This is a genomic window from Mesorhizobium sp. 1B3 (genome assembly GCF_050958605.1).
Lineage (GTDB): Bacteria > Pseudomonadota > Alphaproteobacteria > Rhizobiales > Rhizobiaceae.
This window is the reverse complement of sequence record NZ_JBJHDO010000005.1, coordinates 444,765-458,893: the sequence shown is the minus strand read 5'-3', so window position 1 is coordinate 458,893 and position 14,129 is coordinate 444,765. Positions and strand designations below refer to the sequence as shown.

At 59.7% G+C, this 14,129-nt stretch carries 21 protein-coding genes and 1 pseudogene; 15 read left to right on the top strand and 7 right to left on the bottom strand.

Going from position 1 to position 14,129, the window contains the following annotated elements:
- Positions 1–178: 178 nt before the first annotated feature.
- The 4 genes from ACCO56_RS16885 to ACCO56_RS16870 are packed head-to-tail and all read right to left on the bottom strand — an operon-like array spanning position 179 to position 4,416.
- Entirely contained in the window at positions 179–1,249 is a 1,071-nt protein-coding gene (locus tag ACCO56_RS16885) for an arginase family protein (protein WP_433641942.1), read from the bottom strand.
- Positions 1,250–1,280: 31 nt separating this feature from the next.
- A complete protein-coding gene (locus tag ACCO56_RS16880; RefSeq protein WP_433641941.1) occupies positions 1,281–2,219 on the bottom strand; it encodes a hypothetical protein in 939 nt (312 codons plus the stop codon).
- Positions 2,216–3,457: a Zn-dependent hydrolase gene (locus ACCO56_RS16875; protein ID WP_433641940.1), complete on the bottom strand. Its 1,242-nt coding sequence runs from the start codon at positions 3,455–3,457 to the stop codon at positions 2,216–2,218. The genes ACCO56_RS16880 and ACCO56_RS16875 overlap by 4 nt, the downstream gene beginning before the upstream one ends.
- A 47-nt stretch (positions 3,458–3,504) precedes the next feature.
- Positions 3,505–4,416, bottom strand: a complete 912-nt coding sequence (locus ACCO56_RS16870) for a polysaccharide deacetylase family protein (RefSeq protein WP_433641939.1) — start codon at positions 4,414–4,416, stop codon at positions 3,505–3,507.
- 290 nt (positions 4,417–4,706) lie between these two features.
- On the opposite strand from ACCO56_RS16870, the gene ACCO56_RS16865 reads away from it, so the two are divergent.
- Positions 4,707–5,288, top strand: coding sequence for a cupin domain-containing protein (locus tag ACCO56_RS16865; protein WP_433641938.1), 582 nt, complete (start codon positions 4,707–4,709; stop codon positions 5,286–5,288).
- A gap of 204 nt (positions 5,289–5,492) precedes the next feature.
- Here the strand turns inward: ACCO56_RS16865 and ACCO56_RS16860 are convergent, their stop codons facing one another.
- The gene (locus tag ACCO56_RS16860; RefSeq protein WP_433641937.1) at positions 5,493–5,744 is read right to left on the bottom strand and encodes a GlsB/YeaQ/YmgE family stress response membrane protein; all 252 of its coding nucleotides are present in this window, start codon (positions 5,742–5,744) and stop codon (positions 5,493–5,495) included.
- Between the two features lie 657 nt (positions 5,745–6,401).
- Between ACCO56_RS16860 and ACCO56_RS16855 the strand changes: the two genes are divergently transcribed.
- The 3 genes from ACCO56_RS16855 to ACCO56_RS16845 all read left to right on the top strand — a co-directional run bounded on the left by ACCO56_RS16855 (position 6,402) and on the right by ACCO56_RS16845 (position 7,727).
- A complete protein-coding gene (locus ACCO56_RS16855) occupies positions 6,402–6,911 on the top strand; it encodes a lipocalin family protein (protein ID WP_433641936.1) in 510 nt (169 codons plus the stop codon).
- Between the two features lie 241 nt (positions 6,912–7,152).
- A complete protein-coding gene (locus ACCO56_RS16850; protein ID WP_433641935.1) occupies positions 7,153–7,377 on the top strand; it encodes a toxin-antitoxin system YwqK family antitoxin in 225 nt (74 codons plus the stop codon).
- A 167-nt stretch (positions 7,378–7,544) separates the two neighbouring features.
- A complete protein-coding gene (locus ACCO56_RS16845) occupies positions 7,545–7,727 on the top strand; it encodes a hypothetical protein (protein ID WP_433641934.1) in 183 nt (60 codons plus the stop codon).
- Positions 7,728–7,803: 76 nt separating this feature from the next.
- On the opposite strand, the gene ACCO56_RS16840 is transcribed toward ACCO56_RS16845, so the two are convergent.
- A complete protein-coding gene (locus tag ACCO56_RS16840) occupies positions 7,804–7,950 on the bottom strand; it encodes a hypothetical protein (RefSeq protein WP_433642028.1) in 147 nt (48 codons plus the stop codon).
- Positions 7,951–8,121: 171 nt separating this feature from the next.
- Here ACCO56_RS16840 and ACCO56_RS16835 point away from each other — a divergent pair, with 171 nt between their 5' ends.
- The 7 genes from ACCO56_RS16835 (at position 8,122) to ACCO56_RS16805 (ending at position 11,037) form a co-directional block, all read left to right on the top strand.
- Positions 8,122–8,427, top strand: a complete 306-nt coding sequence (locus ACCO56_RS16835) for a DUF982 domain-containing protein (protein WP_433641933.1) — start codon at positions 8,122–8,124, stop codon at positions 8,425–8,427.
- Positions 8,428–8,448: 21 nt separating this feature from the next.
- Positions 8,449–8,733, top strand: a complete 285-nt coding sequence (locus ACCO56_RS16830) for a DUF982 domain-containing protein (RefSeq protein ID WP_433641932.1) — start codon at positions 8,449–8,451, stop codon at positions 8,731–8,733.
- 109 nt (positions 8,734–8,842) lie between these two features.
- Positions 8,843–9,088, top strand: a complete 246-nt coding sequence (locus ACCO56_RS16825) for a DUF982 domain-containing protein (protein ID WP_433641930.1) — start codon at positions 8,843–8,845, stop codon at positions 9,086–9,088.
- Between the two features lie 50 nt (positions 9,089–9,138).
- Positions 9,139–9,417: a DUF982 domain-containing protein gene (locus tag ACCO56_RS16820; protein ID WP_433641929.1), complete on the top strand. Its 279-nt coding sequence runs from the start codon at positions 9,139–9,141 to the stop codon at positions 9,415–9,417.
- A 49-nt stretch (positions 9,418–9,466) separates the two neighbouring features.
- Positions 9,467–9,997 (top strand): DUF982 domain-containing protein, encoded by a 531-nt coding sequence (locus tag ACCO56_RS16815; protein WP_433641928.1) that lies wholly within the window; start codon positions 9,467–9,469, stop codon positions 9,995–9,997.
- 182 nt (positions 9,998–10,179) lie between these two features.
- Positions 10,180–10,530 carry an MbcA/ParS/Xre antitoxin family protein gene (locus ACCO56_RS16810; RefSeq protein ID WP_433641927.1) on the top strand — a complete coding sequence of 117 codons (351 nt, stop codon included), beginning with the start codon at positions 10,180–10,182 and terminating at the stop codon, positions 10,528–10,530.
- A 9-nt stretch (positions 10,531–10,539) separates the two neighbouring features.
- Positions 10,540–11,037, top strand: coding sequence for an RES family NAD+ phosphorylase (locus ACCO56_RS16805; RefSeq protein WP_433642027.1), 498 nt, complete (start codon positions 10,540–10,542; stop codon positions 11,035–11,037).
- Positions 11,038–11,323: 286 nt separating this feature from the next.
- On the opposite strand, the gene ACCO56_RS16800 is transcribed toward ACCO56_RS16805, so the two are convergent.
- Positions 11,324–11,998, bottom strand: a complete 675-nt coding sequence (locus ACCO56_RS16800) for a transposase (RefSeq protein ID WP_433641926.1) — start codon at positions 11,996–11,998, stop codon at positions 11,324–11,326.
- A 756-nt stretch (positions 11,999–12,754) separates the two neighbouring features.
- Between ACCO56_RS16800 and ACCO56_RS16795 the strand changes: the two genes are divergently transcribed.
- The 4 genes and pseudogenes from ACCO56_RS16795 to ACCO56_RS16780 form a co-directional block, all read left to right on the top strand.
- Positions 12,755–13,174, top strand: a complete 420-nt coding sequence (locus ACCO56_RS16795) for a putative toxin-antitoxin system toxin component, PIN family (protein WP_433642026.1) — start codon at positions 12,755–12,757, stop codon at positions 13,172–13,174.
- Complete coding sequence (locus ACCO56_RS16790; protein WP_433641925.1) at positions 13,171–13,431, top strand: toxin-antitoxin system HicB family antitoxin; 261 nt, start codon at positions 13,171–13,173, stop codon at positions 13,429–13,431. Before ACCO56_RS16795 ends, ACCO56_RS16790 begins: the two co-directional genes overlap by 4 nt.
- A gap of 107 nt (positions 13,432–13,538) precedes the next feature.
- Entirely contained in the window at positions 13,539–13,799 is a 261-nt protein-coding gene (locus ACCO56_RS16785) for a recombinase family protein (protein WP_433641924.1), read from the top strand.
- Positions 13,715–13,979 (top strand): annotated as a pseudogene (locus tag ACCO56_RS16780) (VapC toxin family PIN domain ribonuclease); the annotation flags it as partial. The gene ACCO56_RS16785 and the pseudogene ACCO56_RS16780, both read left to right, overlap by 85 nt.
- Positions 13,980–14,129: the final 150 nt, after the last annotated feature.

Here is a 14,129-nt window from a genome sequence, read left to right as displayed (position 1 = left end):
TCCCCGACACAGCCATTCGGACAAACTCATCCAGCCATCGGCCTGCGACAATTCTTCTGCATCGGCATGCAGCATAAGTCAAGTGACATTCATTTTAGGCAAGTAACTTGACTGACGTGAAAGCGACTGCTTGACGCGGCGAGGCGGCTCGACGCTGCCTCGCCGAAAATCCCGCTGGTCAGGTGCCGCGCGAAGCGATCTTGCGCTTCGCCAGCCCTGCCATGAAGTACATCATCACATACACGATAACGCGGTAGGTAACGGCCGATCCGGGCGGGATACAGATGAACGAGAGACCATTTGCTCCGCGTAGTCCCACCTCATGGCCAAGGCGGATCGCCTCGTAGTCTGTCATTCCAATGGGCTCGGCCAGCTCCCCCAGAATATCGCCCTCGCTCGGACCGGCGCCGCCCAAAACATCCATGTCGAAATGCGCATATACGGCGCTAGTGCCGTCGAACGCCCTGTCGAGCGCCTTGACCGTCCCTTCGATGCCGAGCTCGGTGCGCAGGCGCCACATCGGAATGAAATCCGTCCCCGCCTTTACGAAGCGCCGGATCGTCGCTGGATCCTCAAGCATCCCCCGCTCGCCGATTTCTACCAGGTGCGCCATCGAGAAGTTCGGGCAGTCGCGGTACAGCTTGTCTTTCCAGTTGGTGGATCCCGCGACATGTTCGCTCATGGTCGCCCAATCATAAGGCCAGGCGTCCCAGTGGGTGTCGAGACTGACCATGCCGACCTTGCCTTCAAATGTCTCGGCGATTGGACGCCCGACAGCATAGGACCCGCAAGGCGAATTCTGACCGATGACAATTGGTACCGCGCCAGCTTTCAGCGCTGCCCGCACCTTGATCATCGTCGCTTCCTGTGCCTCGAGAATTTTTTCGGCGCGCCCGTCATAGCTTGTCTCGACAGGAATATCGGCATCACCGAAATCGACGACCTTGAGATGTTCGAAGACATCGAGATCGAAATCCTGGATGTAGCCTGACCGGTAGCGGATCGACTGCTGCCGCACACGGCGCGTCGCGGAAATCCACTCCTTCTTGTCGACCCCGCTGTATTTCTGTCCCCAGCCGGCAACGAAAGGCGCGCCTATGATGACAACATCCGCGCCCTGTATATCCTCTTCCGTAAGTGCGTGACGCACTCCCAGAAAAGTCGGCATGTCTTCCTCGATCCGAGGAAAATGCGTCGTCCGCCAGACCTTGCCTCGAAATGTTTCGTCCCACGTCGGATAGTGCGGCATCGCGCGTTCCCTTTCTTGCATGACCGAGCCGCTAACGGCGCTCGCTTCGTCCAGAAAATATGTCGATAAGGTCCGGCGCCTTGCCGAGCCCTTCGCCGATCAACCGGTCAACGTGACGTTTGGTGCCCGCCGCCGCCGCGGTGCGCAAACCGGACAGCACGGAAGATGGAAGCCGGTCGAGACTATGCCCTTTCCCCTGGGCAAGGGCCCGGCCAGGAGCAGACCACGATCTCCAGAACGCGCCAAATCGTCTGGTCAAATCGGCGCCGGAATGGCCGTGTAGCGCTTGCCGCTCCTCATCGGTCAGCCGGGCGTGGCTGTCCGGGTTGATCACCAGATAGAGCGGCGAGACATAGAAGATATCTTCGTAATGATGCCGGAAAATATCTTGCGTCTGGGTATAGGCGAGGACGTCCCATGCCATGATGGCGCCATCGATCTCGCCGGCCCGCGCCGCCTTGCCTATGGCAGGCGGAAGCAGGTGTACGGGCTCGGCGCCAATTACAGAAATGGCATCGGCGATCGCGCCCGCGGGAGTGCGGATACGCTTGCCCGCAAGATCGTCGAGCGACCTGATCTCCGTGTCACGCATGTGAAGAACGCCGCCGCTGTCGGCATGCAGCGCAAGAACGCGGAGCGGCCTGAACTCTTCTTCGAGATAGAGGGGGTGGGCCGCCCACAGGCGGTCGCTCGCCTGCTGCGAATCTTCGACGAGGAACGGCATGTTCATCAGATTCGTCAGCGGAAAACGGCCTGCGGGCAGAGCCGCCGGTGAATGCGCGATATCGACGACACCGGTCGAAACCTGGCTGAACTGATTCTCGAGCAGTCCGTATTCGTGCCCTTCGCAATGCAGCTCGAATTCGAGCGACGGACAGGCGGCTTGCACCCTTAGCGTCCAGGGGACAATGAAATCCACATGCGTACCGTGATCGGCGGGCATGTAGTGGCTGACGACGAGGCGAGTCATTGACCCGGCTCTCCGGCCAGAGCCATCACTGTTTCAACAAGGACCTGTGTGCCGTGGATGATATGATCCGGCGCACAATATTCGTTCTCGTTGTGGCTGATGCCCCCCCGACACGGGACAAAAATCATTCCGGCGGGGCAGAGAGCCGCGACATGAGCCGCGTCATGGGTCGCGCCGGAAACGATCCGGCGTGAACCAAGCCCCCGATGCTGCGCGACAGTCTCGATGGTCCTGACGATCTCCGGATCGAATGGGATGGGTGCCTGGTAGATAAGCCGTGTGAATTGCGCTCGACCACGAAAGCGTTCGATCTGCTCCGCAGACCTCGTCAGCACGTCGGATTCCGGATGCCGCACATCCAGTGTGAATTCGGCCCTGGCGGGGATTGTGTTGATCGACCCCGGCGCCACGTCAATGCGGCCGATCGTGAAGCGCAAACCATCGATAGCCGCTAGTTCCTTGTCGATATCGGCCATGAGGGCGCGTGCACGCGTGAGAGCGTCCTGGCGTCCTTCCATCGGAACGGCGCCGGCGTGACCGGCCATGCCGGACACTTCGACCCTATACTGAACCAGCCCCTGGATATCGGTGACGACGCCGATGGCGGAGCCTTCATTCTCAAGAACCGGCCCCTGCTCGATATGAAGCTCCACATATGCCCTGTACTTCGCCGCAAGTTCGCGGGGCGCCAGGCTGATGCCCGCTGCACGCAAGCTGGCGGTGGCCTGCCGCAGCGCTGCCTCTACCGATTGGCCGCCCGCATCAGTGATCGCCAGCGCGTCCGCCAGCGGGAAATGCCCCGCATGCACCGCGGATCCCATAGTGGTCGGATTAAACCGCGCCCCCTCCTCGTTGCACCAGATGGCAATCTCGACAGGTAAGAACGCGCGGTCGGACTGACTGGACAGGACCTCGACGCATTCGAGCGCTGCGATGACGCCCAGCACGCCATCGAAATTCCCGCCTACCGGCTGCGTATCGAGGTGAGAGCCGACCAGCACAGGGGCCTCATTAGAACCGACATTCCCGAAACGAAGGAACAGGTTGCCGATGGCGTCGGCGTAGGCGACACAGCCCAAGGCTTGAGCCCAGCCGATCAGTCTGGCCCGCGACTCCGTTTCCTCCGGTGCAAGCGCGAGCCGGCAGACGCCACCATTCTCCAGCGCGCCAATCCGGGAGATTTCCTCCAGTCGACCCAATACCCGGGCGCGGTTGACCGCGCATTCTTGATTTGACATTTCGTGAATGGAATCCTGCGAGCTAAATCGGTGAAGCGACCGTGGGATCAGCCCGGCGTTCCGGGAGGCAGCGGGCCGGCGCTAAACGGGATGCGGTCTGTTCTCGGGTTCCAGGTTCCAGCGTCGATCAATCCACGGCAATGCCGTGCGATTTCAGACAGCGTCGCGAACCATACGCCGCCCTTTTGCTGCATGTAGCCCAGCAGTTCGTCGATGATCTCGGCACGGGCCAGCCTGCCCGACAAGAACGGATGCCAGACGGTGACCATCATGCCATGATGACGCCACGCAGCATCGAACTCCGCCTTGTACATCTCAAGGGCTGCGCTCGGCGAGGCAATCGGCATCATGTAGCCGAAGTCAGGCAGGCATGCGAACTTGGTCCAGTCGTCAAGCGTGATGTCAGTCGGCAATTCGATCAGCGCGCCCGTATCATCGCCGATGAGGTAGGGCACGTCATCGCCGAAGAGCGAGGAGTCGTACTCGAACCCTTCGTCGAGGAGATAGGACACCGTATGGCGCGAGTGCTGGAACGCCGGCGCGCGATACCCCACGGGACGCGCGCCAGTCGCCCGCTTGATCGCATCAATTCCGGCCTGGAGACTCTCCCTTTCCGCCTCAGGTGTCTGCATGTTCGGCCGCGCATGGGCATAGCCATGATGGGCAATCTCATGCCCACCTGCGAGTATCTGCTCGATAGTCGCCGGGTAGCGGTCAATGCACCAACCTGGAACGAAAAAGGTTTGGCGGATTCCGTGCGCGGCGAAGATTCTGAGCAGCCTCGGCATCGCCACCGCAGGCTCGTAGCGAAACTGCGCGGCCAGCGCCACCTGATTTGGCGCGACATCCGGAAACCGGCGATGCACCAGTGTTTCGCCATCCATGTCGAATGATATGCACACCGCGCAGCGTGCGCCGTTCGGCCATTGCGGAGCCGACTCGATCAGTTTCAATGTCATGCCCGGCAACGCTCCTGCACGTATGAGCCACTAAAAGAGCCCCGTCCCCAAATGCCTCTCGCCCCCTCGGCCCGCCGGCGATCGCCGAGGCGCTCTGTGGACTGCGAGAGATACCTGCCGCGGCAGGCCCGAGCTGCAACGCCTCCCGAACGTGGTCTTGGCTCCACAGCGATGACAGACAGAACCGACAATTGCACTGTTGTCAAGTGACTTTACTCTCAGTACAGCTCGTGTACATATGCGACCGCGGACGCGATTCATCTGCGTCGGCAACCAGGAGATCGTTAGACGTGGGCCAAGACGTTGATCAGATTCGCATCGGCGGACGGTTGCGACATGCGCGCAAAATCAAGGGCTTGAGCATGAAGCAGGTTGCCGAACAGGTCGATTGTTCGGAAAGCTTCATTTCGAAGCTCGAGCGCGACAAGGTCCAACCCTCCCTCACGCTGCTGCACCGGCTGGTTGCGGTATTGGGCATCAATGTGTCGAACCTGTTCGACACGGATCAGGGGAATGAAGAGCCCGTCTTCATCGTGCGCAGCGGGAGCCGTCCTCGTATCCAGATGAATACGCGACCGAACTCAAGCGGGGTATTGCTGGAGCAGGTCGTACCCCTCGGGCCGAAATCACTGCTGCAAGCCAATATTCACATTGTCGCCCCGCAAGGCGGAGGCCACGACGCGATCAGTCATGTCGGTGAGGAAATGGGGTTTGTCCTCGAAGGGACGATCGATCTGCACGTCGGGGATAAGACGTACCGCCTGACGGCAGGCGACTCCTTTCTCTTCCACTCCGAACTGCCGCACGCTTACAACAATCCAGGCGATACAGCCGCCCGCGTGCTCTGGGTAAACACGCCACCTACATTTTGAGAGGCTACTGGATATCCCCTATTTCCCTTGTGTATCCAGGGGTATCCGCTTTCCGCCAACCAACTGCAGGCATCAGCTCAAGTTGCATCTGCCGAGCATTCGGCCTGCGTCGTCGGTCCAGCAGCTTAGGCTGTGATATCTCAGGCGATCACGGTGTTCAGCGGCGGCCTTCTGGCTGTGGCTGGTTGAGGTTACCGCCTTGGATTAGCGCCTCACGGCGCGGCCAATGGCGATGAGCAGGCAAGCGCCAATGAACCCGGCGATAAGGTAACCCAGCCAGCCACCCAGACCGATACCCACAAGACCCAAAAGAAAATTGGCCACAACGGCACCAACGATGCCGAGAACGATGTTCATGAGCACGCCCATGTTGCTCTTCATGAACATTTCTGCCAGCCAACCGGCGATACCGCCAATGATGATCGCGGCGATCCAACCTATCTGTGCGTCTTCCATTTCATACCCTCTCGCTTAGCAGTATTTCGCCTCGGCAGAATGCACGCGCTGGGCGATTTGTTCCCGTCATACTCACGACGGCAGCAGGGGCAGAGCGGCCGCGATCGTTCGCCGGCAGACGTCGCGCCGCTGTCGACCACCGCACAGGCACCGACGTTCCGGCCCTTACCGGCTCCTGGCTTTTGCTCAGCGCGGTCATGGGTCTTGATGCATGCCCATCATTTGCCGTGGAGCTCGCCCGGCTGACGACACGGCTAACGGTCTCGATAGGGATTGGTTTACCGTCTCGGATGACAAATGTGATCGTCCGATCGAAACACCTATCTCGCCGTGCTCACGCCAGATAGCTTCGCGACCGATCGGGCTCGCCGGACAACAGCTCTCGCCGGGCTCGGGCAACGTATTGGGCTTGAGCTGCGGTGGGCCCGATCACCCCGCGTGCTGCGGATTCCCTCCCGACGGCTGCCACCACGCAGTACGAAGGCGTTCGGCGTGGGTAGCTAACAGGTCCTCGATGATATGGGGGTTGAGCAGGTTATAGAGGTTACATCCTCTCGCCGTATCTGAGCGTTGGGAATCTTCGTTCAGCGCGACGGATTGCTGCCGGAACTTCAGTCGCTAGCGTCACGTTGATGTCGTTCAACGGAAACCCAGGGCATGACCGATGTAGCCGCCGTACCTAGTCTTGATCTCGATCGTTATCTGGGCTGCTGGTACGAGATCTGCCGACTCCCTCTGAAGTGGGAGGATGAAACCGCGACCGATATCACGGCCAACTACTCCCTCGCTGATGATGGAAAAGTCCGAGTTGATAACCGCTGCTTCGACGCGGAAGGCAAACCGACACAGGCGGTCGGTGAAGCCACCCCTGTCGATGAAGCAAACTCCCGGCTGAAGGTCACGTTTCTGCCCAGAGGTTTGCGCTGGTTACCCTTTACTGAAGGCGACTATTGGGTCCTCAAGATCGATCCCGACTATCAGACGTCTCTCGTCGGAACTCCCGACCGAAAGAACCTCTGGGTCCTCTCCCGCGAGCCGAGCTTGGCGGACGAGATGCTCCAGGATTATTTGGCGGAGGCCCGCAGGCAGGGCTTTGATCTCGCCGAACTGATCACCCCTCGACATACGGGCCGAGAGGTGACGGATTCGATGGTCGAAGAGGAATAGTCATTCCGCCCCAATTGGTGAGGACGGGCGGCCTTTTTTACAGGGCTGGCGGAGCCGCTCGACTGTGGCTGATATTGGTCAGGTCTGCGGAACCGCTGTCGACCGTCCAAGGCTAGGGACCGGGAGCGAGGCGAGGCGCTTCAACTTGACGTTGCCCTGCCTGCTCTTGCCGAGCAGCGTCGTGGCGCCATCCTACATTTCAGGGTAGAAATCCCTCGGTATGATCACCTTGGAGTTAGCGATGAAACCCACTCCTTACGAACATCATCACAAAGACGGCTCCCTTTGGGCTAAGGGTCAGATGCTCGATGGCGTTGCAACAGGCTACTGGGAATGGTTTCGAAGGGACGGCACTAAATTACGTTCGGGCTACTTCGAGAATGGCGAACAAGTCGGTGAGTGGACGACCTACAACGCTCAAGGGGACATTCACAAAGTGACGACCAAGCGGCGGAAGAAGAAATAGCCGATCTGGCCACGCAGATCACACCCGATGACCGCGGCCGCACGGCGCCGCACTTCGGCTGAGCGACAACCCGCGCCGATGATCGACGCGAGCGGAGTCCACTCCGCCCGATTGACGCGCCGGCGAACTGGCTTGCATGCGAGAACAGTCGTGATATGAGCCGCCATATGACGGATGACGATCGCGAAGCTCTTCAGAACCTATGCAGCCGTTTGCGCGCCGAGCAGGCTGAGTTGCTACTCTCCACGGCGAAATCCGGCGCTCTGCCGACCAACAGCACCTTACAGCGGGTTGCCCAGCTTGAACTAAACATAGCAGCGATCGAAAACACGCTGTCTGACCACGAGTAGCGGCCATAGCACGCGGCAACCCTGCGAGCGACTTTCCATGACCATGATCGGCGAGCGACGCCATCCGATGCCTTTATCAGCCACCATACGCGCCTCCGGCTGAAGTGAAGCGGCCGGCATTCAAACGCCCGCTGAAATCCTCTGCGCCTATCTTCCGATCGATCGTCACAAAGGCGGTCACGTTTATCATGACGGCGCCGACCAGGGATTGCTCCGCCTCAATAACGTCAGGCGGCGCCGAACGGATGCCGCGGGGGACAAACGCTTCCGCAATGTCCTAATCCGTCTGATCTTGAAGACGAAAACGACCGATCACATATCGATTGCGGGCCGTTGCCGCTGTGGGCTGTGGCCCGCTCCGAAACTCAAGAATTCGTTCGACCTGGAGGATCTGATGAGCGATCGGATGTTCGAAAGCCCCGTTTTTGTGAAGGCGGGAAAGAACCTTATCGAGGAGATTGCGTGCCTGGAGGACGCCCTCGAATTTCTCTACGAATGGCCGAAAAACCGGCGTGGAGTGATCTATGAAACGGCGCGCCGTGCCTGCCAGAAAGCGTTCGAAGGCGATTATCCGCTGTCTGCTGCCAGGCAGGCGTTTTGCGGCTTCGCCCAGACGGTCAACATCCTTGAGGATATCGCGACGCCGCTGCCCTGGATGACGGGCACCAAGCCCGGACAAGGCGGCGGGGTGACCGCTTAGCAGGAAGCCAGGGAGGTCACGATGCTTGCCAAACCTTTTGAAAAGCCAGTCCGCGTGTGGGTCGGATTGGGCTTCCCTCGCCAGATGAATACGGTCGTTGATGCCTATCAGTTCCTTTTGGACTGGTGTGGCAACAGCCCGGAACAAAAGGCGGCGATGCGCGCCTGCAAGGCCGCGTTGGCCGGTGACATTGATGCAGGCACTGCTCGAGGTGTTTTCGTTGCCTTTGCCCGCAGGAAGAACATTCTGGTGGAAGACGGAACGATGCCACCTCCCATGGCCGGGGAAAGCCCACGGCACGTGTGATCGTCATGGGGCATTCGGGGCGGTAGTCATGCTGCCGCCCTCCATCATCTTGAATGCAACCGCTGTGGGCGAGGCGCGTTGACCGTGGGCGAATTGACGGAACCCGGTCATGAGTGACAAGCCTTTTGCTATTCCCGTTCGGATTCGGTTCGGACCTGGTGGCGTCTGCCAAGTGTCGACGACCATGGAGGCCGCCGAACTGTTGGCGAACGTTGATTGGCCCGGTGAGCGTGGTCGCAAGCACGAGGACGCGGTCGAGGCTTGCCTTAAAGTTTTGGACGGCCATCGTTCGACGATTGATGCTCGCGATGCCTTCGCAGAGGTCGCGCGAGAGGCCGGCATCCTTCTTGAGTAAGTTCATGCCGCTTCGCGCCGAGCAAGGCCTGCTCAGCCTCGACAGTACGGATGTCGGGGTCTGCAACCCTCTCCGCCCTGCGCACGTTGGTTCTGATGGAACTCACCCCGACCATATGGATCAAGGAGACCGACTTTCCACGACGGGAGATCACGACGGTTCTTGATGCCGTGCAGTTCCTCGAAACCTGGCCCGACGACAAGCGCGATCCGTTCTTCGATCTGGCCAAGAACGCGCTGCAGGGCGCTATAGACGGGGCTATTCCGATAATAGAAGCACGAAGCGCATTCGAGACGTTTTGTCGGGGAGCGGGCATATTGGCTGACTGAACGGCATGCCTCACGCAAAGTTGGCCGTCACACGACCGCCCTCGCCTTTATGTTCTTGAACGACTGCGTGGCCTTGCATGCCATTGGCGATGCCGACCGGGTCGGCCGGGCCCGCGTGCCTGCCGACCTCGATACCCCGTGCCGCAGCCGCACTCATACCAGGTCAAACCTCCGGCGGTGGCAATATGGAATCCCAAAGCGATCATCCGCCGGAACATTGGGTCCGCCTAAAGGTTCAGTTGACCCAAACAAGGAAAGGGCGAGCATGCCAGACAAACGATTGGTGGAGCCCGTCGAGGTCGAACTCGGAGTGATCCGGTCGGTCAACAGCGCAAGAAGCGCGGCACAAGCCTTGCTGGACGTCCGCTGGCCGCGCCGAGGCCGACACCACCGAATAGCAGTTGAAACGTGCCTAAGAATCCTGAACGGGCAACGCCCGTTGATCGACGCACGTTTTGCTTTCGTTGCAGCCGCGCGAGAAGCGGGCATTCTGCTTGACCAAGCTCCCGCTGCCCGGGACCATAATTCGGCGGGCCGAAGGAAGCTGCTTGAACGGAGACCAGCGGGTGCCAGCAACTGATTGACCGAGGGGAAGATGATCCTGCTGCCACCCAATCTATTTTGGCTGGAGACTGAAGCATCAAGACGGTCCGACGACCCTTCTGCATCCTTATTCCAACTGGCGACTTGATATCTTGAATGTCGCGCCAGAAGACGCTATTTTCCGTCAGAATTTGCGGCAAATTGCGAACGGGAATTGAGATGGCGCTGGTTCAGTATGCAGACAACGGCTTTTTCGCACCGCGCAAGATCGCGGAGGCTTTGCGCACGACCAGCGAGGAAGTGGCCCGTACGGCCGGACTTGGCCGCGACGCGATCCAGCGCAAGGACCGGGTCCGTTCCGCAAGGACCCAGAAACGGTTGCGAGAGATGCTCGAGATCATCAACAAGGTCGAGCCGCGTTTTGGGTCGGACTTGATGGCCTATGCGTGGTACCGCTCCGAGCCGCTGTCGGGGTTTTCGGGTCAAACCGCCATGCAGCTGGTGCGCAGTGGCCGGGCCGACGAAGTGCTTGACTATGTCGATGCCGTGGACGCCGGCGTGCATGCATAGCCCATGTCGATCCGATATGTGGGGAAGCTCTATCGAGCGCTCAATCCTATCTATGCGCGCGAGCAGCTCTCCGGCCGCGGCGCGCAACTCTATGGCGGACGCTTTAACCCGAAAGGCGTGCACGCCCTCTATACGTCGCTGTCCGTAATCACAGCGCTCCGCGAAGCCAACCAGGTCGGCAATCTCCAGCCAACGACCCTTGTATCCTATGATGCCGAGGTCGAGCGCGTCTTCGATTCCCGCGACGTGGATGCGCTCGGAGCCGAGGAGATGGACGCCGCCGCGCTCGCCAGTTCAACTTGGCGGGACGAAGTGAAGGTCCGCGGCGAGGCTCGAACGCAAGGTTTTGCACTCCGGTTGATTGCCGCTGGCTACCACGGCCTGCTTGTGCATAGCTTCGCCCCGGGCGCGACGAACAACGATATGAATCTTGTGCTTTGGAAATGGAGCAATAGGGGGCCTGCACGCCTCATCCTGATCGATGACGAGAAGAGGTTGTCGCGATAACCTCTCCCGCCCGGCTCGCAAACGAAGAGAACAAGGGCCGCCCTCCCCTTGCGGAGATGAATGAGGCCTGCACAATCCGGCCGTTCCAAGCGGCTGATCCGGGTGCGTTCCAATGAACGGGCTCCGCGGGCCATGATCGCCGGTTATCGCAACCGGCACGGCAAGCGGCCTGACGAGATCCGCGCCCAGAGGCGGATCGCGCCACGATTTATCCTAAGCGACCGGCGACGGATGCCGGGGTGTGGTGCGTGTCGGTCGTCAATCCGAATAGAGTGACAGCGGTGGCCTAGCCTAACCCAAGCTTTTTCTTCAGCTCCGCATTCTCCTTGCGGAGGCGCTCGGCCAGCAAGCTCTTGAGCCGGGCATTCTCTTCCTCAAGAGCGAGAAGATCCTTCAAGTCGCCGCTTTTTGATGTCGATGCGGCAGCCTTCTTCCACTGATAGTACGTCTGTTCTGAGATACCAGCCTGTTTTGTGGCGGTCTTTATACTATCGCCGCGACCGATCGACTGTTCGATCTGGCCGAGCTTCTGCACGCGCTCCTGGTCGGAATAGATCTTTCGCGCCGTCCGAGCAGGAGTACGCGATATAGCCTCGGAGACTTTCGGGTTGCCGGCTTCCTTCGCGGGCGGCCGCTTTGGTTGCGGCTTCGCCCTTTTCGGCCGCGAGGCTTTCTTCTTGGTTTCAGGTGCTTCCACCGTCACAGTGGATTCGGTGGGAGCCTGCAACAATTCAGCTTCCTTAGGGTCGGCCATAAGATGCTCCGTTTGCGATATATGCGCATCTTCAGCATCAACGGGTATTCCATTGGAGTCAATAAGTTGAGGCTTTGACAGATCCAACTCCTCGACTTCGGCGGCAACAGCCGACAGGTCGAGATCGCCCCAGATCGAGCGGCCTCGCTTGAGATTTCCACGCTTCTGTTTGACCTCCACGACAAATGGCCGAGCCTGTCGTCTCATAAACTTTTCCTTGATGAGAGCGACTTGCACAATAAGTCGCTGTTTGTGTCATCTGGCGAGAAACCGACCTCTTGATCGTCTCGCTCCCCGCTGAGCATTATCGGACAAGCCGGTCTATGAGCAAGGATGTTTCAGCCTTTTTGAGTTCGGACGAACGGCAAGCATCGCCGCGGCTGCGAAGGGGCGGCAGGAAGCGGCACGAGTCCTCGCGCTTTGCCGGTCCGACATGATCGTCTTCGTCGTGGCGCCGCAAAATGCTACGCGGCATCGCCGCCCATGACCAACCATTTCGTCGATCCTGAGGCGACACTTTATCCCCGGCGCTCTCCGCTTCGCCAAGCGTAAAAACCTTCGTTGGAGCTTGGGGTCGACGATACGTCGGCCCCACCGCGCATTCGTCCAGATCGCAAACCAGGCGGCGGCGGGGAGGAACAAGCCTAGCGTATATGTCCCGATAGCAATCACACGACTGGCTGACTTTCGATATAGTCGACAAGGACCCGGGATAGACTGCTCAACCGTCTACAACTACGGCGTTGCCTCCGCATCTTGCCTGCGAGGTTGGCAGATTGCGCGACGTGGCGCTTTGATTGTAGGGCGCACGCGACCATTCCGAGGTGTTGCAGGCCGTCAACGATAACAGGCCCGCGAGAGAATGGTGCCGGAAGCCGAAGCTGAGGATTGACCAGATAGCGATAGGCGCTTCCGTAATGCGAAACAATTGACATCTTATGAGATATCTTTACGTTGCTCGCCATGAGGCTGGTTCTGGACACCAACGTGATCGTGGCTGCGTTCCGCAGCCGCAACGGAGCGAGCAATCTGCTCCTCCGGTTGGTTGATCGAGGTGTGGTGACGCCACTTTGTTCGACGGCACTGTTTCTCGAATATGAAGCAGTGCTGAGCCGGGAGGACACCCGGAAGGTGACGGGGCACAGTCTGGAGGATGTCGCTTCGCTTATGAGTGCGCTCGCCGCTGTGTCCGAGGGTGTCGATATCTCGTTTCGGACGCGGCCCATGTTGTCCGATGTCGCCGATGAGATGGTGCTGGAGGCAGCGCTGAATGGACAAGCCGATGCTATCGTGACGCATAACGTCAGAGACTTCCGCCTGGCGCTCAAGCTGGGCGTCACCATTGCAACACCGGGAGAGATCGTCAGGAGGCTGAACAAATGACCCAGACCCAACGCTACAAATACCCGCTGCAACTGCCGCAATCGCTCAAGGAGACGGCGGCGCGTCTTGCCATGGAGGACGGTGTGTCGCTCAATCAGTGGATTGTCTCGGCGGTCGCGCAGAAGATCGGCGCAGTGGAGACAGCCGCCGATTTCCTCAAGGCACGCGCAGGCACGGCGAAGCGCGGCGAGCTGACGCGGCTTTTGGATCGAGCGCCGGACGTGCCGCCTATGCCGAAGGATGCCATCAAGGACTGACCGAACCAAGGCCATCGCCATGACCCGCGCAGCCCTTTCCGCCCGCTATTCCTCCGACAACCAGCGCGAAGCGTCGATCGAGGACCAGTTCCGGCTTTGCCGGGAACATGCGCAGCAGGAGTAGTGGAAGTTTGTCGGTCCTTACGAGGGACGCGGCCATATCAGGATCGAGCACGATTCTACGTCAGGACATCCAGGGGCTGATGCGCGATGCGCAGCATGGCGAGTTCAACATCCTGCTGGCCGAGGCGCTGGACCGGATCAGCCGTGACCAGGCAGATGTCTCGACGCGTGGTTTACCGGACCGGAGCGGCCGCAGGCACTGTTCACGGGTCGTATCCTCGCCTTCGATGACAGGGCTGGGTTGATTTGGGCGCGGTTGATGGCAGAGGGAAAGATCGCTGGCCGTCTGCGCAGTGCGCTCCGATACGATCATTGTTGCTGGTGCTGGAGCGAATGACTGCGTAGTGGTGACGGATAACGAAAAAAACTTCACCGGGCTCCAGATCATCAATCGATTGTGTGGCGGCTTGGAAGGGAGAGAATGATGGGTGCGCCGCCTGTACCTATCGAGTATCAGCTCATGGGTTGACCGAAAGCGGCAACGTCGGCGATTTCTGTTTGGTCTGGACCAGAAACGAGGGCGTGTTCGCCTCCAAGCCCTGAGTTCCGAATGGTTTGCGGGTGGAAAGCCTTGT

Excerpts from the sequence above, each read along its gene's own strand:
- ACCO56_RS16880 (WP_433641941.1), bottom strand. The coding sequence starts at position 2,219 with ATGACTCGCCTCGTCGTCAGCCACTACATGCCCGCCGATCACGGTACG.
- ACCO56_RS16855 (WP_433641936.1), top strand. The coding sequence starts at position 6,402 with ATGACCGATGTAGCCGCCGTACCTAGTCTTGATCTCGATCGTTATCTG.
- ACCO56_RS16870 (WP_433641939.1), bottom strand. The coding sequence starts at position 4,416 with ATGACATTGAAACTGATCGAGTCGGCTCCGCAATGGCCGAACGGCGCA.
- ACCO56_RS16845 (WP_433641934.1), top strand. The coding sequence starts at position 7,545 with ATGACGGATGACGATCGCGAAGCTCTTCAGAACCTATGCAGCCGTTTG.
- ACCO56_RS16835 (WP_433641933.1), top strand. The coding sequence starts at position 8,122 with ATGAGCGATCGGATGTTCGAAAGCCCCGTTTTTGTGAAGGCGGGAAAG.
- ACCO56_RS16790 (WP_433641925.1), top strand. The coding sequence starts at position 13,171 with ATGACCCAGACCCAACGCTACAAATACCCGCTGCAACTGCCGCAATCG.
- ACCO56_RS16810 (WP_433641927.1), top strand. The coding sequence starts at position 10,180 with ATGGCGCTGGTTCAGTATGCAGACAACGGCTTTTTCGCACCGCGCAAG.
- ACCO56_RS16800 (WP_433641926.1), bottom strand. The coding sequence starts at position 11,998 with ATGAGACGACAGGCTCGGCCATTTGTCGTGGAGGTCAAACAGAAGCGT.
- ACCO56_RS16860 (WP_433641937.1), bottom strand. The coding sequence starts at position 5,744 with ATGGAAGACGCACAGATAGGTTGGATCGCCGCGATCATCATTGGCGGT.
- ACCO56_RS16785 (WP_433641924.1), top strand. The coding sequence starts at position 13,539 with ATGCGCAGCAGGAGTAGTGGAAGTTTGTCGGTCCTTACGAGGGACGCG.
- ACCO56_RS16820 (WP_433641929.1), top strand. The coding sequence starts at position 9,139 with ATGTCGGGGTCTGCAACCCTCTCCGCCCTGCGCACGTTGGTTCTGATG.
- ACCO56_RS16830 (WP_433641932.1), top strand. The coding sequence starts at position 8,449 with ATGCTTGCCAAACCTTTTGAAAAGCCAGTCCGCGTGTGGGTCGGATTG.
- ACCO56_RS16795 (WP_433642026.1), top strand. The coding sequence starts at position 12,755 with ATGAGGCTGGTTCTGGACACCAACGTGATCGTGGCTGCGTTCCGCAGC.
- ACCO56_RS16825 (WP_433641930.1), top strand. The coding sequence starts at position 8,843 with ATGAGTGACAAGCCTTTTGCTATTCCCGTTCGGATTCGGTTCGGACCT.
- ACCO56_RS16885 (WP_433641942.1), bottom strand. The coding sequence starts at position 1,249 with ATGCCGCACTATCCGACGTGGGACGAAACATTTCGAGGCAAGGTCTGG.
- ACCO56_RS16875 (WP_433641940.1), bottom strand. The coding sequence starts at position 3,457 with ATGTCAAATCAAGAATGCGCGGTCAACCGCGCCCGGGTATTGGGTCGA.
- ACCO56_RS16815 (WP_433641928.1), top strand. The coding sequence starts at position 9,467 with ATGTTCTTGAACGACTGCGTGGCCTTGCATGCCATTGGCGATGCCGAC.
- ACCO56_RS16850 (WP_433641935.1), top strand. The coding sequence starts at position 7,153 with ATGAAACCCACTCCTTACGAACATCATCACAAAGACGGCTCCCTTTGG.